The following is a 24,331-nucleotide window of genomic DNA, read 5'->3' as shown; positions in this document are numbered from 1 at the left end:
CGAAGAAACAGTTCAGGCGAAACGGTTCGTGCGCGCCCACCCAGCCACAGGAATTGATATCCCCACAGGAAATCAATTTTCCATCCTGGCGCAGAAGCAGCGGCTCCCCCGACGACGCATGACACCCCATGGCGTGCGACGTCGAGAAGCCGCGGCCAGTCGCGATCGAAAAGGCGGAACGTCAGCGTGAGTGACGTGGCTGCGACGCTCGGGGTCCGGGCCAGGGGCCGGCCCGTCCGGACCGGCGTGGAAGAGCTCGCTCACCGTGATGCCATCGAATTCGGAGCGTTCCGCGTGGCCTCGATGATCGAGGGTCTGTTCTGGTGCCACGGCTCGTCCGGCTTGTTCGACCCACTGAACGGGAGATTTGTCAGATGCTCGCTGAAGCGAGTGAAAACATCCACGAACGACATCAGGCAGGTCGACTGCAGCACCGGGCGGGTCCGGAACCTGACCGCTCGCTCGGCCTGTGTGGTCGAGGACACCAACGGCATTTGAGAGGACCCGCATGACAACGCCACGGGATCTGCTGATCATTGCCCTTGACGATGAGGGTAGCCGAGCCGTGCGTGCGGGTGAATTGTCACTCGCCCTCGCAGGGGCAGAGTTGATCGATCTTCTGATGGCCCCGACCATCCGCCTGGACGGCGGCCGTATTGTTCCGGGCCATCTTCCCGCCCTGGCGGACCCAATCCTGAAGGAGGCAGCAGCCTCATTCGTGATGGCCGAACCATTCGAATCGGTCGGCGATTTTCTGTGGCGTCGAGGAAAGAGCTTGACAGAAAGATATATGGCTGCCCTCGAAGCAGAGGGCGTCGTCGCACGACGGGGCGGGCACCTCCTCCGGAAAGGTCGTACAGTCCTGGTCGATTCGTTGCCCCGTCGTCAGGCAACCGAGCGCTGGGATTCAGCCGAGCCCGTCCTGAGCACCCTCGCGAAAGATCTCGGGATCCGACACCGGAACGCCATAGATCCACCAGATATTACGGACTATGCCGTGGAGATCGTGCTGGCCGCAGCCAATAGGGCCCTCCAAGAGCTGGAAGGCGAACGGCAACGGCGTCGTGTCGAGCAGGCTGCCTTCGACAACATATGGCGCAGCCTCGACTGACCTCGTCGAAAGTCACCATGCGGGGTCGGGGATCTCCCAGCCTGTCTCCCCTCGGCGTCTCCTGCGAGACGTCCTCGTACGGGACGCCGCCGTGGACGCCCTCGTCCGGACCGTCGGCATCGACGTGACCGTCAACGGCAGCGACCGCCCCTACGCCGCTCCCGTCGTGCCCGACCTCGGCGCGGACACCGCGCGGCACGCCCTGCGCACCACCAATCCCCTCTGTCTGCTGCACGGGAGCCCCTGAGCCCCGCACGGGACGGACCGTACCTCGAAGGAGGAACACCATGACGTACGACTGCCTGCCGGACCGCACCCTGGACAAGCGCGAGCTCCAGGAACTCGTCGACACCCTCGCCGCCCGCCACGACCTCTGGAGCGAGCAGGTCGCCTTCTCCGACGAGGCACGGCACTACGCCTCACTGCACCGCGACGAGTACATCGACGTGTGGCTGCTGTGCTGGACCCGGGCCAACGACACCGGCTGGCACGACCACGACATCTCCTCCGGCGCGGTCAGCGTCGTACAGGGCGCGCTGAGCGAGTCCAATCCGCGCATAGGCGGCAGCCACCTGTCCGTCACCGTCAGCGCAGGCACGTCCTTCTGCTTCGGCCCCGAGCACATCCACCGGCTCACCGGGGCCACGGACGACGCGGTCTCCATCCACGCGTACTCGCCGCCGCTGTGGCGTCTGGGCCAGTACGACATCACCGAGGACGGCCTGATGCGCCGCATCTCCGTTTCCTACGCGGACGAACTGCGCCCCCTGGACAACCCCGCCGCCTGAAACCCGCCCGCGCCACGACGACCGGCGCGTCGCGGTGAAACATACATTCCCGACCCTTTGTGAGGACTGAGTTCTGTGCCGTACGACATCGATAAGCCGGACGAGCAGTGGCGCGCCGAGCTGACCCCTTCCGAGTACCAGGTCCTGCGCCGCGCCGCCACGGAGATGGCCTTCACCGGCGAGTACACCGACACCAAGACGCGAGGCGTCTACTCCTGCCGGGCTTGTGGCGCTGAACTGTTCACCTCCGCAGAAAAGTTCGACTCCGGCTGTGGCTGGCCCTCCTTCTATGACCCGAAGGACAGCGATGCAGTCGAACTGGCCGAGGACCGGTCGTACGGCATGGTGCAGACCGAGGTGCGGTGTGCTCGCTGTGGATCGCACCTCGGGCACGTCTTCGAGGGAGAGGGCTTTGCCACCCCGACCGACCAGCGCTACTGCATCAACAGCATCTCGCTGCGTCTGACAAGCGACGAGAGCTGACAGCCGACGAGAGCTGATCATCGCGTCAGTACGGAATGTCAGCTCTCGGCGTCGTTGCGGGACGGTGCGCGCAAAGGCATCCGACGCTCCCGTGGATACGCGGCGGCACGAGGGCCCGAAAACCCTGACCGGTTCCGGGCCCTCACCCACGTGGCCGCGCCGGCCTGGGAGCAGAGGTGAGCCCGGGGCATCGTGGTGGACTGGCGGCCCGGGCGTCCATCCGAGCACTGAACCCCGGGCCGCCCCCTCACGTCCAGCGGCGAACACCCCAGCCGAGCAAGGCCGCACGGGAACGCAGTGCCACTCAACTGCCGGACAGGGGCCCGCATTCCGCGTTCTGCGTGGGAGCAGTGTCGTAGGGGGTGACGGCACCCGGGGCATCGCCCGCACCGCATCCCATCGGCCGGTACCCATCGGCCGGTCGTGACGCCCTCGGGGCCGCCCGCGTGCAGCCCCGCGCAGGCGGTCTGACCCTGCCCCCTGCCGAAAACCTCATCCACCGAGGTCAGGCTGCATGTTGGTATTCGTGGAGAGTGCCGCCGACGCGGTCGCGTCGTCGTATGTCCAGGCGGGTTATCCCGTGCGGATCGGTGATCGGCGTGGGCAGCAGGTACAGCGGACGGGCGTTGGCGATGCCCTGATGGGGTCGGTGCCCGTTGTAGAAGTGTTCGAACTCGCGCAGGGCGTGGATCAGATGTCGCTGGTTCCAGATCAAGGTGCGGTCCAGCAGTTCGCGTCGGCAGGTCTGCACTCAGCGTTCCATGATCGAGTTCATTCGCGGCATCTGGACGCCACTGAGCACGACCTCTATCCCCGCATCCCGCAGGACCGTGTCGAACAGGTCGGAAAACTTGCCGTCCCGGTCCCGGATCAAGAACCGCGCCCGGCAGCCTGTGTCCTCCAAGTCCATGACCAGATTCTTCGCGGCCTGCACCACCCAAGCGCTGGACGGGTGCGCGGTCGCACCCAGGATGCGGATCCGGCGACTGTCGCGCTCGGCCTCGGTGACGTGGCGTCATCTGAGACCGTGGTGCGGTGTGATGAGCTGTCGGTGACCTGTTCCGCACCTCAGCGAGGTGCTGGTGGAGCGCGTGCTCTTCGATTGCGGAGTGATTCGCTTGATGGCGCGTACTCGGGAGGCTGAGGTGGCCTGCCCGGGTGTGCAGGGAGCGCAAGCCGCTTCATCGCAGACGGGTGCTGGATGAATTCGCCGCCGGGATCGCAGACGACGGCACCGCAGTCGAGAAGAGCTAACTGTGGTCCGTGAAAGTCCTCGGTGAAGGCGTCGACACCCGAAACTGTGACTCTGTGTATTTCGCTGACGTGCGCTGGTCCATGCCCGACCTCGTCCAGGCCGTCGGACGGGCGCTGCGAATGCAGCCCGGCGAGGGCAAGTCAACAGCGCCAGGATCCGCACCGGTGCCCCCACGGGTGGTCGGCCAGCAGCACCGACGCCACCGCACCGCACACCTCAAGACACTCAAGTGCCTTGCACAGAGCGGAGCTTCGCCGCCCACACCGGAAGGTCAACCGGTCGATGTGCTGAACGAACGCCGCCTGCAGGCAGGTGATCAGCCGTACGTACCGTCTGCCACAGACAGGAGGGTCCGCCGGAGACAGTGCAGGGCCTCGCGGAGGGATGCTCCGTATCAGGTTCGGTGGTGCAGGGCCCGTGTCTCTACGGCTGGCTCTCCGACGGAGATCAGGATTCCAGGGCGTCTCGCAGCATGGCGCGGGAGGTGATGCCCAGTTTCGGGTAGATCTGGTAGAGATGGGCGCCGACGGTCCGGTGGGAGAGGAACAGGCGCTCCGCTACCTGCTTGTTGGTCAGGCCGGAGGCGGCGAGCCGGGCTATTTCCAGTTCCTGGGGGGTGAGCGTATGTGCTGTGGATATCCCGGGCCGGCGCCGGCCGGAGCCGGCAGCTCGCAGTTCCGTCTCGGCGCGTTCCGCCCATGGACGGGCCCCGAGGTGTTCGAATGTGGACAGTGCGGCGCTGAGGGGTCCTCTGGATTCTGTGGTTGCCCTGACGCGTCGTAGCCGTTCGCCGTAGGCGAGTTGGACGCGGGCGAAGTCGAACATCCACCGCTCAGCACCCGTGATTGCCAGGGCTTTCGTGAACAGTGCGAGGGCCTCGTCGTCGTCGGTGGTGGCCAGGGCGGCGCAGGCCTCCATGAGCAGGGCGTGGCGTGAGGAGATCCTGGCCACGTCGGCTTCCCGCATCGCGCGTACATGGGCGGCGGCCTCCTTCTGCTTGTTGGTCCGGACGGCGGCTTCGACCAGGTCCATCGTCGCCCACAGGGCGTGCGGGGCGTGTGAGGCGAGGGTCCCCGCGGGGCTGATGGCGGCTGCGTGCTCGTATGCGTTGGCGAAGTCACCGCGTCCCAGCGCTGTCACGGCCGCTGCGTGATGGGCATAGTGCGCGGCACAGAACGCCCTGCGGCGCGTCGCCCAGTGGATGACGCCCTCGGCTGTCGCGTCCGCTCGGTCCGCGTCCCCGCGGGCGCCGGCGAGGAGGGCCTGGACGTACAGGAAGTACCAGACGAAGGCGGTGTAGCCGTGGGTCTCGCACAGCTGGACCCCCTCGTCGGCCAGTTGCGCCGCCTCGTCCCACATCCCGGTCAGGTAGTCGTCCAGGCACAGGTGGACCAGAGCGGCCAGGTACCGGCGGGCCGGCCCGCCGTCGCGTCCCATGCGGACCACTCGCCACGCCGCTTCGCGGACATCTCCCAGCCGGTCGAGGTAGATGGCTGCCGTGCTGGCCTGGGTGATCTGGAGGGGGTCGGTCGCGGTGGCCAACTCCGCCACGAGCTCGTCGAGTTCCTCCGTGGCCGCGGCACCGGTGCGTGCCGGGTCGGAGAACGTCTTGCCCAGCGCGGACAGGACCACGGGCACCTCGGGCGTCAGCTTCTCCAGTGCCCGGTAGTACGGCTGCCACAGATCGTGCCGGGCACCGAAGAAGCAGACAAACGCAAGCGTGTAAAGAACGTCCACGAGCGCCTTGTCATCGGCGTCGAAGGCGTGGGTGCCGGTGTCGATGGCAGCTACCAGCAGGCCGTGGGCCGTGTCGACGTCACCGTCGCCGTTGAGGATGAGAACGGCAGTGGCTGCCGCCGAGTACAGACAGCGCCGTGGACCCGGGGCCGTGCGCCTGGCGTCGTCGAGGAGCTTTCGGGCGCTGGGCAGCGCTCCGGTGGATTCGGCGCCGACGTAGGCCGCCTCCGCGAGCCGGCGGCTGCGGTCGGGGCAGGGCGGGGTGAGGTGCGCTGCCCGGATCAGTGTGCGCATGCCGCCCGCGGCGTCACCGCGGCGCAGGGTGATCCGGGCGGCGTGCTCCAGCAGGGCGGCCACGTTCTCGTCCGGTTCCAGGGTCGCCTCACCCAGGTGCCAGGCCCGTCGTTCGGGCTGGTCCACCAGGACATGGGCGAGCGCCGCGTGCACCGCACGCCGTTCGCCGCTGGTGGAGTTCTCCACCACTGCCGAGCGGATGAGCGGATGACGGAACTTCAGCCGTCCTGCTCCTTCGTCGATGTGGACCAGTTGGTCGCGTTCGGCAGGTGCCAGGTCGTCCAGGTCGTATCCGTCGTCTGCCTGCCGCGTGGCCGCCTGCAGCACTCCGAGGTCGCCGTCACCTTCCAGTGCGGCCAGCAGCAGAAGGCGCTGCGACGGCTGCGGCAGACTTGTGATCCGGGAGCCGAACACGGTCGCCAGTCGCCGGCCGAGCGGCAGCACGGCGGGGATGTCGTCGTGGACCGGGCCCCGCACCGTGGGCAGCGCGGACGGCAACTCCAGCAGGGCCAGTGGGTTGCCATGCGCCACGGTCAGCAGGCGTCGGCGTGCGCCGACGACGAGGTCCGGGTATCTCGTGCTGACCAGGTGGTCCGCCGACTCCTCGTCCAGTGGCTGCAGCCAGTAGGTGGGGATGGCGCCGCGGTCGATCAGGCTGTGTGAATCGGAACGCGATGTGGCGAGAAAGCTCACGCGGATGCCGGTTGCCCGGCGCGCGACGAAACCCAGCACGGCCGCACTCGCCCGGTCGAGCCAGGGCAGGTCGTCGATGAGCAGGAGAAGCGGGTCACCGGCCGCCACCTTCTGCAGCAGGAGCAGGACGGCGTTGGAGACCATGAGCCGTTCCGGCGGTGAGCCGCTTTCGAAACCGAGCGCGACGCGCAGGGCGTCGCGGAAGGGCGCCTGCAGTTCGCCGAGCGCGTCCTGGAAGGGAAAGAGGACCTGGTTGAGACCCGAGTAGCTGTAGTTCGCCTCGGACTCCACACCACCGGCGCGCAGAACCCGGGTTCCCTCTGCCTGGGCCGCCTCGGCCAGGACGTCCAGCACGGCCGTCTTCCCGACGCCCGCTTCCCCCGACAGCAGAAGTGCGCCGCCTGCGGCTCCGATGCCGAGAAGGGCACGGATCCGCTGAAGGTCGCGGTCCCGGCCGATCAGGCGATCGGCCGTGCCGCGTGGGGGGGAGTGACTGTTGATCATTACATGCTCTCGTCGCTGTTCGCGAGCCAACCAGGCGCTTTGAACTAGTACATAGTAGGGATTGAAACAGGAGAATACACGTCTGCGCCTCGGTCGATGACGCGCTCAGCCCTGGCCCGCGACGACGACCACCCGCAGGTCCTCGTCGTCGATGACGACCACGTGAACGGACTCACCGGACTGCCGCTCCAGCTCGCCGACAGCACCGGACGCTCGTCCGCTCGACAGCCAAGACCTACGGCCCCGACCTGCGCCTGGCCGTCCTCACGAGCGACCTCCTCACCGTCGACCGGGTCCGCGGCCGCTACCGCCTCGGCCCCGGCAGGGCGACACCAGCCGCAGTCGCGACGAGCGGGATCGGTCACTGACGATCTTCGAATGGAGTCGTTCGCGAGGGAGCCATCGCCGCAGCGCAGAAGGCTGCGCCAGGCGACATCACGCGGCGAATCCCAGCAGACGACCAGTACGGCCGCCCAGCGGACCCAGGCAAGCACCGCGGCTCGCCCAGGCGCCATCGGCGTGCTCCGGGAACACCTGCACCCGGTCAGTACGACCGCTCCGGACCGGCTTCGGTCCCCACCGCGGCTCCACCCGGCCACGGGGCGCGGTCGCGCCCTGACACCGGCGCATGCCACGACGCCCTGCGACCCGCTGTCGCTCCCAGGCCCGGCAGGTCAGACAACGGTTCCCTCTGGGGTAGGACGTAATCAGGCATCACACATTCCTTGGCGACTGAGGGCACCGCGCTAAGGCACGGGAATCACCGACGGCAAACGCCCATCGATCGACAAAAGGCTGGCCGTAGCCGCGCAGCGCGGGACTGCTTGCAAGACAACTTCCCCAGAAGCGTCTGCGCATCCGTCATGTGACTGTGAGCGTGACGGGCCCCCTCCGGGGGCCCGTGAGGTATTGCGGCGAGTCCGGCGATGCGCGTGGAGCAGACGGACGACGCCCCGGGGTGTCGACGCCGGGCTGAAGGCGGCCCCTGCCCGGGCGCTCGCGCGGGGCAGCCTGACCGGCAAGGTCCATCTCACCTCCGATCCGCACTGCCGCCCGCTGTCCTTCGTCCTGACCGAGCGGAAGGCGGCCGACAGTCCCCGGTTCGTCCCGGTCCTGGGCAGGATCAAGGTCCGTGGCCGGCCTCGCGCCCGCCAGGGATTGCGGGACAGCCCTTGGGCCGCCGTATGAGGAAGGGCCGACGGGGTGGGCACCCCGTCTCCCCCAACGCCGAGCTCCAAAAGATCGCAACACCGTGGAACGCTGCATCAACAAGTTCAAGGCATGGCGCGGACTCGTCACCCGCTACGACTGTGAGGATGGTCGGGTGCCGCCTCGGCGGCCTCTACCTGCGCAGAGCGGTGATCTGGATGCGCAGCCTCCGCCCCACATGATCACGACTCAAGACAGGCCCTGGCGGACAATGCCCGGACGTCCGGGCAGGCTTTCACCCGGTGGGACCGAGGGGCTGAACTCCGAGCCGCTCGGCCCCACCAAGCTCGCCGGATCTTGCGCCCGTGCCATAAGGGCTGTGAAAAGGCGCAGAACCGGGGACCACCAGGGTGTCTCCCCGGCGTGACGCAGCGGGGAAAGCAGCGGCCGTTGTTCATCCGGTCGGCGACGCGTCCACGGCGAAGCGGACTTGTCGAAGCCGCGACCACTCCTGGCCTGGTGACTGCGGTCGGGAACCGCCGGGCCCAGCAGGGTGATGCCAGGCCCGGCGGACGCACTCGATCCTCGCCGGGTGATGCAGACGGCATCGACGACGTGTCCGGCCGGGGCCAGGTGAGCGTCGACGAGGTCTTCGTGGATCTGCTCGGTGATTTCGACGTCCTGGACGGGGGTCACGTGGACGACCACCTCGAACCGGACGGTGTCGCAGTCTCGGTCAGGTGGACCCGATAGCCGCTCCGGGCGGTGTCCCGTTGGCGGTCCTGTGTTGCCGACTCAGAGGGGAGAGCCGACGGACGGTGGTCGCGGTGCCCGTCGCCGGGCGTGAGCGATCGGCGCCGGGATAGTCAGAAGACCTGACCTGCACGAAGCAGCCCACGACAACGGCGGCTGAGAGCATGGCCAGCAACACTGCCATGAGGGGTTCACAACTGCTGGGCACACAAGCTCCTTTGGCGAACATGGGCACAAATGAATGAACCGTGCGACGATCTGTGGGCATGTCTGGCGGGGTGTGCGTAGCGTGTTCGGTGCGATCTGGGACGCCGGGTGTGGCGTCAGCGGTCGGGGCCCCCGTGTCACCAGCGAGATGGTGCGAGGCCTCCCCGTCGCCTCTGGCCACACACCATATGGCCAGGTCGTAGGGATCCCGCCCGCCCGGGACGGACCGCATACGCGATATGCGTCGCCGACCGGGACGCGAAAGCGGAGGACCAGCGCGCCCAAAACCGTTCGGGGCGCGCCGATGAGTCAGGACTCACCCCTGCTCACCGCCCAGGAACGGTTTGGGTATGTGCACGAGAGATCTCCACTGTGGGGCCGATGTGGCTCACAGGCAGTATCGAACGAGCCATTCGTCGGGGCTGTAGGTGTCCTTCGCCGGGTCCGGCACCGTGGTTGCCTGTTCTTCGACCATCTCCTCGGTGCGGATTCGCTTCGGCAGTTTGCCGAAGCGGGCGCGGCGCGCCGTTTCAGCGGGGTCGGGGCCCTCCTGCGCAGATTGCATTGCATCGTCTCCTTGAGAGATCGGTGACAGTTCCTGGTCGGTGGCGGACCCCCGGCCCCGGCTGGTGCGGCTCAGCCCAGGCGGAAGTCCTTGCGCGCGGCGACGAACGCCTCGATCGCTGGGCAGGTACGCCCGTCACGTGTTCGACGTCGTCGGGCGCGCGGTCGTGGCGGTTCGCCTATGCGGTCGGCTCATGACGCGATGTGTCACTCTCGGGCCGGGTCGGGGACCGCCTCCGGCCGCACGATCGTCGTCGCGGCGGACCCTCGCATGCACCCCGGCATGTCCTGCGCGCGCACTTGCTTCAGCACCGTGCGGCCGGCGCCGGCGGGCAGGAACAGAGTTGCCGGCAACCATCGCAAGATCAGGAGTCTGCCCGTTTCGGCAGCCTCCAGTTCGGGCGTGGAAAGTGGCAGGTGTAGCCGTCCGGATAGCGTGTCAGGTAATCCTGATGCTCCGGCTCGGCTTCCCAGAATGTGTTGGCCGGCACGACTTCGGTCACCACGCTTCCCGGCCACATGCCCGACGCCTCGACATCGGCGATGGTGTCCTCGGCGACGCGCCACTGCTCGCCGTCGAGATGGAAGATGGCGGAGCGGTAACTGGCGCCGACGTCGTTTCCCTGCCGGTTCTTCGTCGTTGGGTCGTGGATCTGGAAGAAATATTCCAGGATGGTGCGGTAGTCGGTGACGGCAGGGTCGAAGGTGATCTCGATCGACTCTGCGTGGTTTCCGTGGTTGTCATAGGTCGGATGGGGCATGTCGCCGCCGCTGTATCCCACCCGAGTGCTCACGACGCCGGGGAGCGTCCGGAGCAGATCCTGCATTCCCCAGAAGCAGCCGCCCGCAAGCCATGCCTTTTGCTGGAATTCACTCATAACCTGTTCATCCTTCTTTCGTGTTCGGGAACACACGTGTATACGAGCCGATGCCCGTCCAAAGCGACGGCGCGGAAACGCTCAGGCGTCCAGAGGTACTTCCGGACAGCCCACGCGCCCGGCCGGTTCGTACTGCTGCGATCTGCTACTGGCGGTATGTCGGCGACGGACAGCCCGGCACGAAGGCCCCGTTCGCAGGCCCGTACCCCCACATCACCACCGTCTGTACCCATGACCACACCAAGGAGGGGTTAGGCCATCCGTCGCAGCAGTCCACGCCGGCCGTCCGGGACGCATCGCGGAACCTGTCGGATGCCGTCCGGGCGTCGCACGGATCATGCCGATCGGTTTGTTCGGGTGTATCTGTCGCAGGCAACATGCCCTGCCGCCTTTAGGGGTGTCTCATCCGTGCGTACGGAAGGTGACGAGTTCACGGGAAAAGCGGGTCCCGCGCTCCGGTCCCACGCCGTCGGGCGCGGGGCCGAGGCGGGGGTGTTGCGGGACCCGCCGCTTGAGGGGGCCGTATGAGGGTCGGCCCGGTACCCGGTGTTCAGGCGTAGGCGCCCGGGGTGCTCGTGCACGCGGTGCCGGTGTGGCCGTGTGCCCGGGGTGGCCGAGTGGCTCGGGGTTGAGTCGCTCGGCCACCCCGGGAAGCGGGCGCGGCCTGCTAGCGCAGCGACCGGAAGCCGGTGCGGAGCTCGTTCACGAACAGGGCCGGCTGCTCCCAGGCCGCGAAGTGGCCGCCCTTGGGGAGCCGGTTGTAGTGGACGAGGTTCGGGTAGGCCTTCTCGGTCCAGCTCTTCGGGGGCTGGAAGAGCTCGTCGGGAAAGACACTCACGGCGACCGGGAGCTTGACACCCTTGGGAGCGAAGAACGGAGAGATCCGGTTCTCGGCGTAGAGACGAGCGGCGGAGATCGCGCTGTTCGTCAGCCAGTAGAGCGTGATGTTGTCCAGGACGTCGTCCCGGGACAGACCCTCGCTCACTCCGTCGAACGCCCGGGAGATCATCTCCAGACTGGCCGCGTCGTGGTCGAGCAGGAAAGCCGCCAGACCGACCGGAGAATCCGCAAGCCCGGTCAGCGTCTGCGGGCGGGAAGCCATCATGAATGCGTAATAGACATGCTTGTAGAAGAAGTCCAGCTGCTCAACAGCCGCCTTCTCCTCATCGTTCGCCAGAACCACATCGGACGGCAGCGGATTGCCGGCCGAGACGGCCTGCTCGATGGCCGGCGGGAACACACACGCCAGGTTGGTGTGGATACCGACCAGGCCCTCGGGCTCATGCACGCCCATCATTTCGGTGATGAGCGCGCCCCAGTCGCCGCCCTGCGCAACGTACTTGGTGTAGCCCAGACGCTTCATCAGCTCGGCCCAGGCCAGGGCGATGCGCTCCGGGTCCCAGCCGGTCGAGGTCGGCTTGCCCGAGAACCCGTAACCCGGCATCGACGGGATCACCAGGTGGAAAGCATCAGAGGCGTCGCCGCCGTGCTCGGTCGGGTTGGTGAGCGGCTCAATCAGCTTCATCTGCTCGATGACCGTGCCCGGCCATCCGTGCGTGACGATCAGCGGCAGGGCGTCCTCGTGCTTCGAGCGGACGTGGATGAAGTGGATGTCCAGCCCGTCGATCTCGGTGATGAAGTGCGGCAGGGCCTTCAGCTTCGCCTCGGCCTTGCTCCAGTCGTACTCCGACGCCCAGTACTGCGCCAGCTTCTGAAGGGTGGCCAGCTGAGTGCCCTGGGACTGGTCAGCAACCGTCTCCTTCTCAGGGAAACGCGTCGCCTCGATACGCGCACGCAGATCCTGAAGCTCCGCCTCCTGGAACTCGAACGTGAACGGACGGATCGCCGTCTTGTCGGATACGACAGACATGTTGGACTCCTTGGTATCTAAATGAATTGCAAGAGAAGGCGGGATTCGGCACCGAGTTCGCAGACGTTTCCGCGACTTGTCGATCCCGCCGGCCGGCGCTGGGCCATGTGACCCGATCCTGCTTTCCGGCGCACTTCCATGATGGGCGTGGGATACCGCCTCGGTAATCCGGAATGTGACCTAGATTCCGCAGAGGTGGTGTCGCTGTACCTCGGTAACCTGACGCGGTATCTCACTGGTGTCGCGGCCAGTCATGCGACTTAGACGGCGACCTGTGTGGAGCCCGCTCGTGGGGCTGGTCATGGGGGCGGAGCACGTGGAGTTGGGTTGTTCCGGACGGCTGGTGGGAGATCGCCGGGCAATCCGCGTGCCTCGCCGCCCTCGCTGGTCCTGATCGACTGGGCGTCGATCACAGGCCGACGGTTGGAATCGCGTCCGGCCCTGATTCGGACCTGACGGCGGAGCCTCGTCGTGGGCGCGGTCCCAGGTGTCGTCCCCGGCGCCACCTGGTAAACCAGCGGCTGGCCGCGTCCCAGGACATCAGATCGCGCGGAAGCATCCGCCCACCCGGCCGTCATGCTTCGCGCATGAACAGCCACCCGACAGACTCTCAGGCGGACTTGTCGCCGCCGCTCAGGATGGAGAACAGCTGCAACGCCTCCAGGTAGATCCACACCAGGGTCACTGTGAGGCCGAAGGCCGCCAGCCAGGACTCCTCGCGCGGGGCGCCGTGGGCAATACCGTCCTCGACCTGCTTGAAGTCCAGGGCCAGGAAGCACGCGCCGAGGATGATACCGACGATGCCGAAGAGGATGCCGAGGCCACCGCTGCGGAAGCCCAGGCCGTCACCACCAGCGAAAGCGGAGAACAGCAAGTTGGCGACGGTGAGCAGCAAGAAGCCCATCGCGGCGGCCGTCACGAAACCGTAGAAACGTCGAGTGACGCGGATCCAGCGCATCTTGTACGCGATCAGCACGCCGGCGAAGACCGCCATTGTGCCGAGCACCGCCTGAATCACCACACCGGGGCTGATGTAGGTGGAGGCGACGCTGGAGATGACTCCGAGGAAGATGCCTTCGAACGCTGCGTACGCCAGAATCAGTGCCGGGAGCGGCTTGGCCTTGAATGTTTGGACGAGTGACAGGCCAAAGGCCAGTAGGGCGGCTCCGAAGGCGATGCCGTACGACCTGCTCAGGTTGGTCTCGTCGACAGGCAGCAGCACCCATGCAAGGACGGCGGAGAGCACGACCGTGCCGAGTGTCATTGCCGTGCGGGCCACGACGTCGTCGATGGTCATCGCAGTGCCGGAATCCTGCTGCGGACCAGCAAGTTGGGTGTCGGGCGGAGCATCCGCGTTCTGTACGGTCTTGCCCAGGTCGGCGGTGCCCTGCGTGTAGGGGTTGATACCCACAGCGGAGTCACCGTCGTGCGGCTTCTGCTCGTTGAAGCCCGCGTAGCTGTTGTTGCGGTTGAACATCCGTCGCGAGAAGACGGGGTTGCTGCTCTTCATCTCACTCATTCCTCTGTGGTCGCACCCCGGCCTCGATACGGATCTGAAGATCCGAGTACCGGCCCTGCGGGATGCCTCAAACGGCTTTCATCGATGACCTGTGACACGGGTGCCGGTGGCATCACTGGCTCGTGCGGTCGGGTGCCTGAGATTTTCGGAGGGCGCGCCAACCACATGGGGCTGACGTGCTCTTGTGTTCGTTCTCGGCCATCAACCATCCTTTGTCACCAGTTCAGGTGGTGACGATCTGGGGATGGCGGACGGCTGTCGGTCGCGCTCGCACCGGAGAGTGCCTGGTGGCCGATAGGGCGTGATGCAGTCGGGGTCTGACGGACCGTGATCCCTGTGGCGGCACCGTCTGTATGAGGTATGCGCAAGGAGGGCGGGCCGGCCGCCGGGCGTTCGGTGAGCGGTTGCGGTGGGAGGCGGCCGAGCGGTTCCTTCGGTCCTGCCGACAGGCACATCGCGGGAAAGTGTCCGCGGGCAGCCCGTTCGTAGGAGCCCCGAGGCCGTCGTCAATCGAAGAAGCCACGCCGGCATGCGGCGTCGGCGAGCATCTGAACCAAACGTAGACGTCCGTGGCGCAAGCGCGATGTCACGGTACTCAAGGAGAAGCCCAGGATCTCCGCGATCTCCATGGGGGAAAAGTCCTCGACGTCAGCCAGGTACACAACCATCCTCAGCGCCCGCGGAAGTTGCAGAAGCGCGGCCGTCACATCATGGTCGGGCAGCCGCTCCAGGGCCTGAACTCCGGGCGTACGCGGAACAGGGATGTTCGGGCGTTGCCCTCCGGGCCACCGGCCGCGGGCCTGTCCTGTCGAACAGTCGAAGTTCGGCAGGCACTGCCGCTCGCCGCGGACTCCGAGCGCGCTGTCGTCCAAGATCCGGAACATCCAAACCCTGAGGTCGGTGATCTCCACGCACGACCCGAACGCGTCGAGAGTTCGAAGATACGTCTGCTGGACCAGGTCTTCCGCGTGGGCGCTGGTGCATGTCATCTGTGTCGCGGCTGCGTACAACCGGTCCAGCAACGGCATGGCCTCGCGCTCGAACCGTGCGAGTTCGGCAGCCGTGAAGGTTCTCTGTGGGCTTCGGTGCCCGCTCCCGCTCTCACCGTTCCCCTCGCCCGTACAACGGTCCTGGCCGAGGTGCCCGGTGCGGCAGGTGGTCCGGTTCACGTCTGCATCCCTGAGGGATCGTGAACGGCCGGACAGCGATGCCGCCCGTGTCCGGGAATCCTGAGGTCCCACACGCGTTCGGACGCCGCTCCCCCACGGTGCCGGCCCTTCGCGCGATCGGCGGCCACTGGCCGCCACGGGGCGTCGACAGTCAGAAATATCGACGAAGGCATGGTGTTCTCCAGAATGGAAACAGAATTCTTCCTGCGGCACAGGACGGACCTGCAGGAAGCCTGGCCACCGGGCATTCGGCGACAGGAAAGTCGATCGGGTAGGCCGCGGTCTCCGGCTGCCCGTAGGGCAACAGGCAAGCCTCGGCGCCGGATTCGCGCACTGACGTTGCAGCGTCAGCTCGCGGACCGGCTCGTCCACGGGCCGGTACGGACGGCCGTACCGGAGCAAGCCGCGCCGTGCTCCTCGACGATCACGCCATGTGCCCTTGCGGGAACATCAGGCCGTGAGGAACGTGCTCGGGTTGAACGTTTCCCGAGGCACCCGTTGAGCATCGCGCACCGGCAGGCGGTACTTCCGCCGGCTTGGTCGAGCGCGGCACTCTCAGGTCCGATCGGCTCCTCGCCGGCCAGGGGCTGGCGGTTGACGTGCGGGCGCCCGGGGTGCTCGTGCACGCGGTGCCGGTGTGGCCGCGTGCTCGGGGGTGGCCGAGTGGCTCGGTGTCGAGCCGCCCGGCCGCCCGGCTGTGCTACGGCCTGTGCAAGCAGTAGGGCGCGGCCGGTTAGCGCAGGGCACAAAAGCCCGCGCGTACCTCGTTCACAAGGAGCTCCGGCTGCTCCCGGGCGGCGGAGCGGCCTCTCCGTCGGCCGGGAGCCACGTGTTGATGTGCAGGTACTCGGAAAGGTCACCGCTCGGGATGCACCGTGTGGCTGCATGACTCGGGGCGGTCGAGTGACTCGAAGGGGAGCCGCTCGACCGCCCCGGCAAGTCAGAGCCGTGCCGTCGTTTGTGGACGACGAGTTACCGGAGGGACCGGAAGCCCGCGCGGACCTCGTTCACGAGCTGCTCCGGCTGCTCCCAGGCGGCGAAGTGGCCGCCCTCGGGGAGCTGGTTGTAGTGGACGAGGTTCGGGTACGCCTGCTCGGCCCAGCTCTTCGGGGCCTGGTAGACCTCGTCGGGGAAGACACTCACGGCGACCGGGAGCTTGACGCCCTTGGCACCGAGGAACGGGGTCTTGTTCTCCGCATAGAGACGCGCCGCGGATATGCCCGTGTTCGTCAGCCAGAAGAGCGTGATGTTGTCCAGGACGTCGTCCCGGGTGAGGCCTTCGGTCTGTCCGGCGAAGGCCCGGGAGATCATCTCCAGGCTGGGCGCGTCATGGTCGAGCAGGTAGGCCGCCAGGCCGACGGGCGAATCCGCGAGGGCGGCCAGCGACTGCGGGCGCGAGGCCATCATGAGGAACTGGGCGATGTTCTGGTACAGGTGGCCGACCTGCTCGACCGCGCGCTTCTCCTCATCGTTCGCCAGAACGACATCGCAGGGCAGCGGGTTGCCGACCGCGAGCGCCTGCTCGATGGCGGGCGGAACCGTGCCGGGCAGGTTGACGTGGATGCCCGCCAGCCCCTCGGGCTCCTGCACACCCATGAGGTCCGAGATGATCGCACCCCAGTCGCCGCCCTGCGCCACGTACTTCGTGTAGCCCAGACGCTTCATCAGCTCGCCCCAGGCACGCGCGATGTGCTCGGCGTCCCAGCCGCCCTCGGCCGGCTTGCCCGAGAACCCGTAGCCCGGCATCGACGGGATCACCAGGTGGAAGGCATCCGAGGCGTCGCCGCCATGCTCGGTCGGGTTGGTGAGCGGCTCGATGATCTTCAGCTGCTCGATGACCGAACCCGGCCATCCGTGCGTGACGATCAGCGGCAGGGCATTCTCGTGCTTGGAACGGACGTGGATGAAGTGGATGTCCAGCCCGTCGATCTCGGTGATGAAGTGCGGCAGGGCCTTCAGCTTCGCCTCGACCTTGCGCCAGTCGTACTCCGACGCCCAATACCGCGCGAGTTCCCGCATCGTCTCCAGCGGCACGCCCTGCGAATGGTCCGCGACAGTCTCCTTTTCAGGAAAGCGCGTCGCCTCGATGCGTGCACGCAGCGCCTCGAGCTCCGCCTCCGGGAACTCGAACGTGAACGGACGGATCGCGTGCTGGTCAGGGGTAACAGACATGTTGGTCTCCTTGATGTCTAGTTAGTTGCAGGAGGAGGCTTCGAAACTGAGCTCGCAGACATATTCGCGAGTCGTCTCCCCCGCCGGTGCAGGGTCGGGTGACCCGATCCCGCTTTCCGGCGCAGTTCCAATATTGGGCGTGGGATGCCGCCTCGGTAATCCGGAATGTGACCTAGATTCCGCAGAGGTGATGTCGTTCTTCCTCGGTAACCTGACACGGCATCTCACTGGTGCCGCAGCCAGTCATGCGACTTAGAACGGCTGACACAAAGAGGTGGATCGGCCCTGATGGTCTTGTCCGGGGCGGGAGTTGAGCATTCGGCCTGGTGTGGGGACATCGCCGTGGATCGTGTCGGATGAGCTGTGGGACCGTCTTGAGCCGCTGCTGCCGCAGCGTGAGCGGCGCTTTCGGTATCCAGGTCGCAAGCCGTTGCCGGACCGGAAGGTGCTGTGCAGGATCCTGTACATGCTGCACACCGGGATCCAGTGGAAGTACCTGCCGCTGAACCTGGGCTTCAGCTCGGGCATGACGTGCTGGCGGCGGCTGCGGGACTGGCACGAGGCCGGTCGCTGGCAACGGCTGCACGAGATCCTGCTCGCGGAATTGAACGCGGCCGGCGAGCTCGACTGGTCGCGCGTCTGCGCGGACGGCTCCCACGTCCGGGCGAAAAATAGGCGCGTCTTCGGCCCACAGCTCCCATGCCATGAACGCTTGCAGTGCCTGCGCCACCCTGTCCCCTGGCCCGCTCTGCCCGTGCCTCATCCATACCGGCCCGAGCGCCGGCCTTGGAGTCAGCACCCGCGCAACCGTGACCAGCGCCTTGGCCGCGGCCTGCCCGAGAGGGCCCGGGGCCTGCGATCAAGCGGAGAAGCCGGGCAGACCGGCGGTCATCCCATGCCTGAGCAAAAACTCTGGAGCGATCACTTCGGAATCAAGTCTGTGGTCAGGGCTCAGGCGTTCCTCTCATGCCCGGCCGTCGCCCATCTCAGTACATAGGACACGGTCTTCAGTCAGCTGACTGATGCCCAGGATGGGCCCTGACGGTCAAGGTAGATGGAACACTCCCGCATCCTGAAAGGGGCGCCGCCCCATGCCACTCAAGAAGCCAGGCCTTTCGGCTCGTGACCGGTCTGACTCCTGCATGCGCTCGCTGCGTCTGCGTATCAACAGGGTTCTCTGGCCGTCGATCCGTCTCCCGCTCGAGGCAGAACTTCATTACACCGAGGCGGATCCTCTTGTCGTGCTGTTGGAACTGCGCCTGCCAGGGGGTGGTGTGGTCACGTGGACAGTCTCGCGTGACCTGCTCTTCGACGGCACTGAGGAACCGAGTGGCATGGGGGACGTACGGTTGTGGCCGTCGGTCGTCCACGGACGCCGTGTGGTGTACATGAGGCTGGAGGGACATGGCCGGTCATGCCTTCTCGAGATGGATCGAGGGCAGCTGGAGGAATGGCTGATGGAGACCTTCGATCTGGTTCATCCTGGCACGGAGTTCTGCCAGGTCGACTGGGACGCCGGTGTGGCTGCCCTTGTCGAGGGGAAGCGGGATCAGCCCTGAATCAGGAGCCATGGAGCGCAGAGGTCAGGGTGCGCAGGGGCATATCTCGTATGAGATCGCCCTTGGTGGCGGAGCCGCGCTCGTCGGGGCAGGGACAAGCGGGGCAGTGTCCCCGGCCGCGGGTGCTTACGGTCAGCCAGGGTGGCCGGGGCAACGACATCGGCGTGTGATTGGCGGCAGTGGTTTCAGCATCCGCGGCGATGGCGTGTCGAAAGTGCACCGAGGGTTCTCAGTCACATGACTGATGCACAGACGCTGCCGCAGGAGTGTGGACGCAAGCAGCGGTCTTGGTGATCGCTGGGCGTCGTCCACCTGCATTGAATTCATGTGCGTGTGCCACTGCCTTCGCTCCGTTTGCCCGGGGCTGTCCTGTGCGCCGCGACGCCATGCAGTGGTTCCGGGAGCAGTACAACGAGGCACGAGTGCACCGCGCGGAGCTCCGTAAGTGCGCTGCGGCCGCTGAGGAGCAGCTCGCCGGTCTGTTTCCGGCGCTTGTCATCGCCGCGGGGGCCGATGTCCTGCGGGACGGAGGTGAGGCGTATGGGGTGAAGCTCCGCGCTGTGGGAGTGGCCAGGGTGAGTCCCGGTTGTGTCGTCCGTCAGCCGAAGCGTCCGGTGCGGTGTGGGCGGATCGCGGCGGCGACGGCGTCGGCCAGGGTCGGCACCTCGTCCACGGTGAGAGGCGAGATGGTGATACGGATGCCGGGCGGCGAGGAGAGCCGGAAGCGCGCGCCGGGTGCGACCGCCCAGCCGGCCTGCAGCAGCCGGGTCACCGCCCCGGTCTCGTCGGGGACCGGTACCCAGACGTTCATGCTGCTGCGGCCGTAGGCCGTGACGCCGCGGTCGGCCAGTGCCCGTACGAGACCGTCGCGCCGCGCGGCGTAGGCGGCGGACACCGCCGCGATGTCCACGGCGTCGGTGCGCCACAGATGGGTCACGGTGTGCTGGATCAGGTGGCTGACCCAGCCGGGGCCGAGGCGGTAGCGGCCGCGGACCCGGTCGACGGTGAGGGGGTCGCCGGTGAGGGCGGCCAGGCGCAGGTCGGGGCCGTAGGCCTTGGCTGTCGAGCGGACGAGCATCCAGTGTTGTGTGCTGCCGGCGAGCGGGTGGAGCGGTAGTTCGGTGAGTCCGTGCACGTGGTCGTCGTCGATGACGAGGACCTGCGGGTGGCCGGTGAGGATGGCGCGCAGGTCGCGGGCGCGGGTGGCCGAGATCGTGGCGCCGGTGGGGTTCTGGCCGCGGTCGGTGACGATCAGTGCCCGTGCGCCTTGCCCAAGCGCCCGCTCCACGTCGTGGGGCAGGGGGCCGTCGTCGTCGACGCCGACCGGGATCGGCCGCAGTCCGAGGGCGGGGACGAGGTCGAAGAGGCTGCCCCAGCCCGGGTCCTCCACCGCCACCGCGTCGCCAGGGCGCAGGTGGGCAAGGAGCGCGCGCTCCATGGCGTCGAGCGATCCGGAGGTGAGTCCGACCGGGCCGTCGGGGACGCCGTCGGCGTCGAAGGCGGCGCGGGCCAGGCGGCCGAGCTCGTCATCGACCGGGGCGTGGCCGTACAGCATGGGCTGTCGGGCGTGCCGGGCGGCGGCCTCGGCCAGTGCCTCGCCGAGTGGGGGTAGCAGCGCGGTGTCCGGGTTGCCGGCGGAGAGGTCCCGTGTTCCGGGCGGCACCTCCAGGCGGATCTCGTCGTGCGCGGTGGTGGCGGGGCGCGGCCGCACGCGGCTGCCGCGCCGGCCCGCGGTCTCGATGACGCCGCGGTCGCGCAGCAGGCGGTAGGCGGCGGCGACGGTGTTGGGGTTGACGCCGAGTTCGGTGGCGAGCTCCCGCAGCGGTGGCAGCGCGGTGCCCGGCGCAAGCGTGCCCTGTCCGATGGCCTGCTCGACGCTCGCCGCGATCTCCGCCGCGCCCCGACCCGTAAACGTGTACTCTCCTATCACAAACATCCATTATGCACTAGTTCAAAAGGATTGCGCTATATCTTCCCCGCCCTCCGTCAGCGATGCGTACGCCGCTACGGACCGCACTGTCCCGACCCGCATCCGCAGGCACGCCTCGTACGACCGCGAGCTGGTGCACGCGATTCTCGACGCGGACTACCTCTGCCACCTCGGCTTCGTCCGTGACGGCGCCCCGGTCGTGCTGCCGACCCTGTACGCCCGCGTCGGGGAACGGCTCTACGTGCACGGCTCCGCCGGCTCCCGGCCGCTGCGCGGCGCCGGCGAGGACACCGGGCTCGCCGTGTGCCTGACCGTCACGCACGTGGACGGGCTCGTGCTGGCCCGGTCCGCGATCCATCACTCGATCAACTACCGCTGCGTGGTCGTGCACGGCGTCGCCCGCCAGGTCACCGACCCCGCCGAACGCTCGGCCGCCCTGGACGCCCTGATCGACCACATCGTGCCCGGCCGTGCCGCAGACTCCCGCCCCGCGAACGTCAAGGAACTGGCCGCCACCGCCGTCGTCGCCCTCGACCTCCACGAGGTCTCCGCCAAGGTGCGCACCGGTGACCCCAACGACGACCCCGAAGACCTCGCCCTCCCCCACTGGACGGGCGTGCTGCCCGTGACGCGTACCTACGGGGAGCCTGTGCCCGCCGACGACCTCGCCCCGTCGATCACCGTCCCCGGCTACCTCACGGAACGCTGAAAGAAGTCCCGCGCACAATCATCCGTCCCCGGGACGCCGCCGTCGACGACAGCGCATGGCAGGACTGACTCACTGCGCACGACTTCACCCGGCCGGCCGTCCTTCGCCCAGCTGCTGCACATCGCCCACGGTGCGCAGCAACGCGAGGCCGTCGCCCACCTCGCCCGGCCCACCCCCCAGGCCCGCGAACAGCAATGAGAGCGTGTAATGATCGGCAGTCACTCCCCCGCGCGCGGCACGGCCGACCGCCTGATCGGCCGGGACCGCGACCTTCAGCGGATCCGTGCCCTTCTCGGCATCGGAGCCGCAGGCGGCGCACTTCTGCTGTCGGGGGAAGCGGGCGTCGGGAAGACGGCCGTGCTGGACGCTCTGGCCGAGGCGGCCCGGGCGGAGGGAACCCGGGTTCTGCGCGCCGGTGGTGTGGAGTTCGAGGCGAACTGCAGCTACTCGGGTCTCAACCAGGTCCTCTTTCCCTTCCAGGACGCGCTCGGCGAACTGCAGGCGCCCTTCCGCGACGCCCTGCGCGTCGCGCTCGGTTTCGAAAGCGGCTCACCGCCGGAACGGCTCATGGTCTCCAACGCCGTCCTGCTCCTGCTGCAGAAGGTGGCGGCCGGTGACCCGCTTCTCCTGCTCATCGACGACCTGCCCTGGCTCGACCGGGCGAGTGCGGCCGTGCTGGGTTTCGTCGCGCGCCGGGCAACCGGCATCCGCGTGAGCTTTCTCGCCACATCGCGTTCCGGTTCGCAGAGCCTGCACGACAGCGGTGTCCTGCCCGAATACCAGCTGCAGCCGTTGGACGAAGCGTCGGCTGACCACCTGGTCAGTACAAGGTTCCCGAACCTGGTCGCCAGTGCCCGCCGGCGCCTGCTGACCGTGGCGCATGGCAACCCACTGGCCCTGCTGGAGTTGCCGTCCGCCCTGCCCGCGATGCGGGGCCCGGCCGGCGATGTCCCCGCCGTGCTGCCGCTCAGCCGGCGCCTGGAGACAGTCTTCGGCTCCCGGATCACAAGTCTGCCGCAGCCGTCGCAGCGCCTTCTGCTGCTGGCCGCACTGGAAGGTGTAGGCGACCTCGGAGTGCTGCAGGCGGCCACGCGGCAGGCGAACGACGGATACGACCTGGACGACCTGGCACCTGCCGAACGCGACCAACTGGTCCACATCGACGAGGGAGGGCGACGGCTGAGGTTCCGTCACCCCCTCATCCGCTCGGCAGTGGTGGAGAACTCCACCAGCGGCGAACGGCGTGCGGTGCACGCCGCGCTCGCCCATGTCCTGGTGGACCAGCCCGAACGACGGGCCTGGCACCTGGGCGAGGCGACCCTGGAACCGGACGAGAACGTGGCCGCCCTGCTGGAGCACGCCGCCCGGATCACTCTGCGCCGCGGTGACGCCGCGGGCAGCATGCGCACACTGATCCGGTCCGCAGACCTCACCCCTCCCGGGCCCGACCGCGCCCGCCGGCTTGCGGAGGCGGCCTACGTCGGCGCCGAATCCACCGGCGCGCTGCCCAGCGCCCAAAAACTCCTCGACGACGCCAGGCACACGGCCCCGGGTTCACAGAGCTGCCTGCACTCGGCGGCAACCACTGCCGTTCTCATCCTCAACGGCGACAGCGATGTCGACACGGCCCACCGTCTGCTGGTCGACGCGATCGAAGCCGGAACCCACGCGTACGACGCCGACGACAAGGCGCTCGTGGACGCGCTTCACGCGCTTGCGCTGGTCTGCTTCTTCGGTGCCCGGCACGATCTGTGGCAGCCGTACTACCGGGCGCTGGAGAAGCTGACGCCCGAGGTGCCCGTGGTCCTGTCCGCGCTGGGCAAAACGTTCTCCGACCCGGCACGCACCGGTGCCGCGGCCACGGAGGAACTCGACCACCTCGTGGCGGAGTTGGCCGAGATGACCGACCCCGTCCCGATGCAGCGGACCGGTTCGGCGGCCCTCTATGTCGACCGGCTGGGAGATGTCCGCGAAGCACAGTGGCGGATGGTCCGCATGGGACGCGACGGCGGGCCGGCCCGCCGGCACCTGGCCGGACTGATCCACCTGTGCCTGGACGACTACCTCACCGGAATGTGGGACGAGGCGGCGCAACTGGCCGACGAGGGGGTCCAGCTGTGCGAAACACACGGCTACACCGCCTTCGCCTGGTACTTCCTGTACGTCCAGGCCCTCCTCGCCGGCGCCCGCGGGGACGCGGACCGAGCGGACGCGACAGCCGAGGGCGTCATCCACTGGGCGACGCGCCGCAGGGCGTTCTGTGCCGCGCACTATGCCCATCACGCGGCAGCCGTGGCAGCCCTGGGACGCGGTGACTTCGCCAACGCATACGAGCACGCAGCCGCCATCAGCCCCGCGGGGACCCTCGCCTCGCACGCGCCGCACGCCCTGTGGGCGACGATGGACCTGGTCGAAGCCGCCGTCCGGACCAACAAGCAGAAGGAGGCCGCCGCCCATGTACGCGCGATGCGGGAAGCCGACGTGGCCAGGATCTCCTCACGCCACGCCCTGCTCATGGAGGCCTGCGCCGCCCTGGCCACCACCGACGACGACGAGGCCCTCGCACTGTTCACGAAAGCCCTGGCGGTCGCGGGCGCTGAGCGGTGGATGTTCGACTTCGCCCGCGTCCAACTCGCCTACGGCGAACGATTGCGACGCGTCAGGGCAACCACAGAATCCAGAGGACCCCTCAGCGCCGCACTGTCCACATTCGAACACCTCGGGGCCCGTCCATGGGTCGAACGCGCCGAGACGGAACTGCGGGCCGCCGGCTCCGGCAGGCGCCGACCCGGGGCTTCCACAGCACATACGCTCACCCCCCAGGAACTGGAAATAGCCCGGCTCGCCGCCTCCGGCCTGACCAACAAGCAGGTAGCGGAGCGCCTGTTCCTCTCCCACCGGACCGTCGGCGCCCATCTCTACCAGATCTACCCGAAGTTGGGCATCACCTCCCGCGCCATGCTGCGAGACGCCCTGGAATCCTGATC

The 24,331-nt window shown here is 67.8% G+C and carries 19 protein-coding genes and 3 pseudogenes; 12 read left to right on the top strand and 10 right to left on the bottom strand.

The window, feature by feature from the left end; all coding sequences use genetic code 11:
* Window positions 1–246: 246 nt before the first annotated feature.
* From OHA03_RS34025 to msrB, 5 genes are all read left to right on the top strand, one after another.
* Window positions 247–498 (top strand): hypothetical protein, encoded by a 252-nt coding sequence (locus OHA03_RS34025; protein WP_267007515.1) that lies wholly within the window; start codon window positions 247–249, stop codon window positions 496–498.
* 10 nt (window positions 499–508) lie between these two features.
* Window positions 509–1,111 (top strand): GPP34 family phosphoprotein, encoded by a 603-nt coding sequence (locus tag OHA03_RS34020; RefSeq protein WP_267007514.1) that lies wholly within the window; start codon window positions 509–511, stop codon window positions 1,109–1,111.
* A gap of 91 nt (window positions 1,112–1,202) precedes the next feature.
* Entirely contained in the window at window positions 1,203–1,358 is a 156-nt protein-coding gene (locus OHA03_RS34015; protein ID WP_267007513.1) for a hypothetical protein, read from the top strand.
* A 40-nt stretch (window positions 1,359–1,398) separates the two neighbouring features.
* Window positions 1,399–1,899: a cysteine dioxygenase family protein gene (locus tag OHA03_RS34010; RefSeq protein ID WP_267007512.1), complete on the top strand. Its 501-nt coding sequence runs from the start codon at window positions 1,399–1,401 to the stop codon at window positions 1,897–1,899.
* A gap of 75 nt (window positions 1,900–1,974) precedes the next feature.
* A complete protein-coding gene (msrB, locus tag OHA03_RS34005) occupies window positions 1,975–2,382 on the top strand; it encodes a peptide-methionine (R)-S-oxide reductase MsrB (protein WP_267007511.1) in 408 nt (135 codons plus the stop codon).
* A 505-nt stretch (window positions 2,383–2,887) separates the two neighbouring features.
* On the opposite strand, the gene OHA03_RS34000 is transcribed toward msrB, so the two are convergent.
* Entirely contained in the window at window positions 2,888–3,133 is a 246-nt protein-coding gene (locus tag OHA03_RS34000) for an integrase (protein ID WP_267007510.1), read from the bottom strand.
* On the bottom strand, window positions 3,134–3,292 hold the full coding sequence (locus OHA03_RS33995; RefSeq protein WP_267007509.1) for a hypothetical protein: 159 nt from the start codon (window positions 3,290–3,292) through the stop codon (window positions 3,134–3,136).
* A 248-nt stretch (window positions 3,293–3,540) separates the two neighbouring features.
* Between OHA03_RS33995 and OHA03_RS33990 the strand changes: the two are divergent.
* A pseudogene (locus OHA03_RS33990) lies at window positions 3,541–3,777 on the top strand (helicase C-terminal domain-containing protein); the annotation flags it as partial.
* A 307-nt stretch (window positions 3,778–4,084) separates the two neighbouring features.
* Here the strand turns inward: OHA03_RS33990 and OHA03_RS33985 are convergent.
* Window positions 4,085–6,865, bottom strand: a complete 2,781-nt coding sequence (locus OHA03_RS33985) for a LuxR family transcriptional regulator (protein ID WP_267007508.1) — start codon at window positions 6,863–6,865, stop codon at window positions 4,085–4,087.
* Window positions 6,866–8,533: 1,668 nt separating this feature from the next.
* Between OHA03_RS33985 and OHA03_RS33980 the strand changes: the two genes are divergently transcribed.
* Entirely contained in the window at window positions 8,534–8,767 is a 234-nt protein-coding gene (locus OHA03_RS33980) for a hypothetical protein (protein WP_267007507.1), read from the top strand.
* A gap of 595 nt (window positions 8,768–9,362) precedes the next feature.
* On the opposite strand, the gene OHA03_RS33975 is transcribed toward OHA03_RS33980, so the two are convergent.
* The 6 genes from OHA03_RS33975 to OHA03_RS33950 all read right to left on the bottom strand — a co-directional run bounded on the left by OHA03_RS33975 (window position 9,363) and on the right by OHA03_RS33950 (window position 17,146).
* Window positions 9,363–9,539 (bottom strand): hypothetical protein, encoded by a 177-nt coding sequence (locus tag OHA03_RS33975; RefSeq protein WP_267007506.1) that lies wholly within the window; start codon window positions 9,537–9,539, stop codon window positions 9,363–9,365.
* Window positions 9,540–9,903: 364 nt separating this feature from the next.
* Window positions 9,904–10,416 carry a peptide-methionine (S)-S-oxide reductase MsrA gene (msrA, locus tag OHA03_RS33970; RefSeq protein WP_267007505.1) on the bottom strand — a complete coding sequence of 171 codons (513 nt, stop codon included), beginning with the start codon at window positions 10,414–10,416 and terminating at the stop codon, window positions 9,904–9,906.
* A gap of 667 nt (window positions 10,417–11,083) precedes the next feature.
* Complete coding sequence (locus OHA03_RS33965; RefSeq protein ID WP_267007504.1) at window positions 11,084–12,286, bottom strand: epoxide hydrolase family protein; 1,203 nt, start codon at window positions 12,284–12,286, stop codon at window positions 11,084–11,086.
* Between the two features lie 610 nt (window positions 12,287–12,896).
* Window positions 12,897–13,796: a Bax inhibitor-1/YccA family protein gene (locus tag OHA03_RS33960; protein WP_267007503.1), complete on the bottom strand. Its 900-nt coding sequence runs from the start codon at window positions 13,794–13,796 to the stop codon at window positions 12,897–12,899.
* A gap of 515 nt (window positions 13,797–14,311) precedes the next feature.
* Entirely contained in the window at window positions 14,312–14,716 is a 405-nt protein-coding gene (locus OHA03_RS33955) for a sigma factor-like helix-turn-helix DNA-binding protein (protein ID WP_323181298.1), read from the bottom strand.
* A gap of 1,230 nt (window positions 14,717–15,946) precedes the next feature.
* Window positions 15,947–17,146: an epoxide hydrolase family protein gene (locus tag OHA03_RS33950; protein WP_267007502.1), complete on the bottom strand. Its 1,200-nt coding sequence runs from the start codon at window positions 17,144–17,146 to the stop codon at window positions 15,947–15,949.
* A 328-nt stretch (window positions 17,147–17,474) separates the two neighbouring features.
* Here OHA03_RS33950 and OHA03_RS33945 point away from each other — a divergent pair.
* The 3 genes and pseudogenes from OHA03_RS33945 to OHA03_RS33935 form a co-directional block, all read left to right on the top strand.
* Window positions 17,475–17,813 (top strand): annotated as a pseudogene (locus OHA03_RS33945) (transposase); the annotation flags it as partial.
* A 424-nt stretch (window positions 17,814–18,237) separates the two neighbouring features.
* Window positions 18,238–18,705, top strand: a complete 468-nt coding sequence (locus OHA03_RS33940; protein WP_267007501.1) for an SsgA family sporulation/cell division regulator — start codon at window positions 18,238–18,240, stop codon at window positions 18,703–18,705.
* Between the two features lie 266 nt (window positions 18,706–18,971).
* Window positions 18,972–19,265: pseudogene (locus tag OHA03_RS33935) on the top strand (alpha/beta hydrolase fold domain-containing protein); the annotation flags it as partial.
* 38 nt (window positions 19,266–19,303) lie between these two features.
* Here the strand turns inward: OHA03_RS33935 and OHA03_RS33930 are convergent.
* Window positions 19,304–20,635: an aminotransferase class I/II-fold pyridoxal phosphate-dependent enzyme gene (locus tag OHA03_RS33930; RefSeq protein ID WP_267008258.1), complete on the bottom strand. Its 1,332-nt coding sequence runs from the start codon at window positions 20,633–20,635 to the stop codon at window positions 19,304–19,306.
* Between the two features lie 37 nt (window positions 20,636–20,672).
* On the opposite strand from OHA03_RS33930, the gene OHA03_RS33925 reads away from it, so the two are divergent.
* Window positions 20,673–21,344 (top strand): pyridoxamine 5'-phosphate oxidase family protein, encoded by a 672-nt coding sequence (locus OHA03_RS33925; protein ID WP_267008257.1) that lies wholly within the window; start codon window positions 20,673–20,675, stop codon window positions 21,342–21,344.
* 207 nt (window positions 21,345–21,551) lie between these two features.
* A complete protein-coding gene (locus tag OHA03_RS33920) occupies window positions 21,552–24,329 on the top strand; it encodes a LuxR family transcriptional regulator (protein ID WP_267007500.1) in 2,778 nt (925 codons plus the stop codon).
* Window positions 24,330–24,331 lie beyond the last annotated feature (2 nt).

The organism is Streptomyces sp. NBC_00154 (assembly GCF_026342835.1).
Lineage (GTDB): Bacteria > Actinomycetota > Actinomycetes > Streptomycetales > Streptomycetaceae > Streptomyces.
This window is presented reverse-complemented; position numbering and strand designations above follow the sequence as displayed.

What these genes read in the sequence shown, in the direction of transcription:
- OHA03_RS33985 (WP_267007508.1), bottom strand. Translation starts at nt 6,865, where the DNA reads ATGATCAACAGTCACTCCCCCCCACGCGGCACGGCCGATCGCCTGATC.
- OHA03_RS33965 (WP_267007504.1), bottom strand. Translation starts at nt 12,286, where the DNA reads ATGTCTGTCGTATCCGACAAGACGGCGATCCGTCCGTTCACGTTCGAG.
- OHA03_RS34020 (WP_267007514.1), top strand. Translation starts at nt 509, where the DNA reads ATGACAACGCCACGGGATCTGCTGATCATTGCCCTTGACGATGAGGGT.
- OHA03_RS33960 (WP_267007503.1), bottom strand. Translation starts at nt 13,796, where the DNA reads ATGAAGAGCAGCAACCCCGTCTTCTCGCGACGGATGTTCAACCGCAAC.
- OHA03_RS33995 (WP_267007509.1), bottom strand. Translation starts at nt 3,292, where the DNA reads ATGGACTTGGAGGACACAGGCTGCCGGGCGCGGTTCTTGATCCGGGAC.
- OHA03_RS34010 (WP_267007512.1), top strand. Translation starts at nt 1,399, where the DNA reads ATGACGTACGACTGCCTGCCGGACCGCACCCTGGACAAGCGCGAGCTC.
- msrA (WP_267007505.1), bottom strand. Translation starts at nt 10,416, where the DNA reads ATGAGTGAATTCCAGCAAAAGGCATGGCTTGCGGGCGGCTGCTTCTGG.
- OHA03_RS33950 (WP_267007502.1), bottom strand. Translation starts at nt 17,146, where the DNA reads ATGTCTGTTACCCCTGACCAGCACGCGATCCGTCCGTTCACGTTCGAG.
- OHA03_RS33975 (WP_267007506.1), bottom strand. Translation starts at nt 9,539, where the DNA reads ATGCAATCTGCGCAGGAGGGCCCCGACCCCGCTGAAACGGCGCGCCGC.
- OHA03_RS33940 (WP_267007501.1), top strand. Translation starts at nt 18,238, where the DNA reads ATGCCACTCAAGAAGCCAGGCCTTTCGGCTCGTGACCGGTCTGACTCC.
- OHA03_RS33920 (WP_267007500.1), top strand. Translation starts at nt 21,552, where the DNA reads ATGATCGGCAGTCACTCCCCCGCGCGCGGCACGGCCGACCGCCTGATC.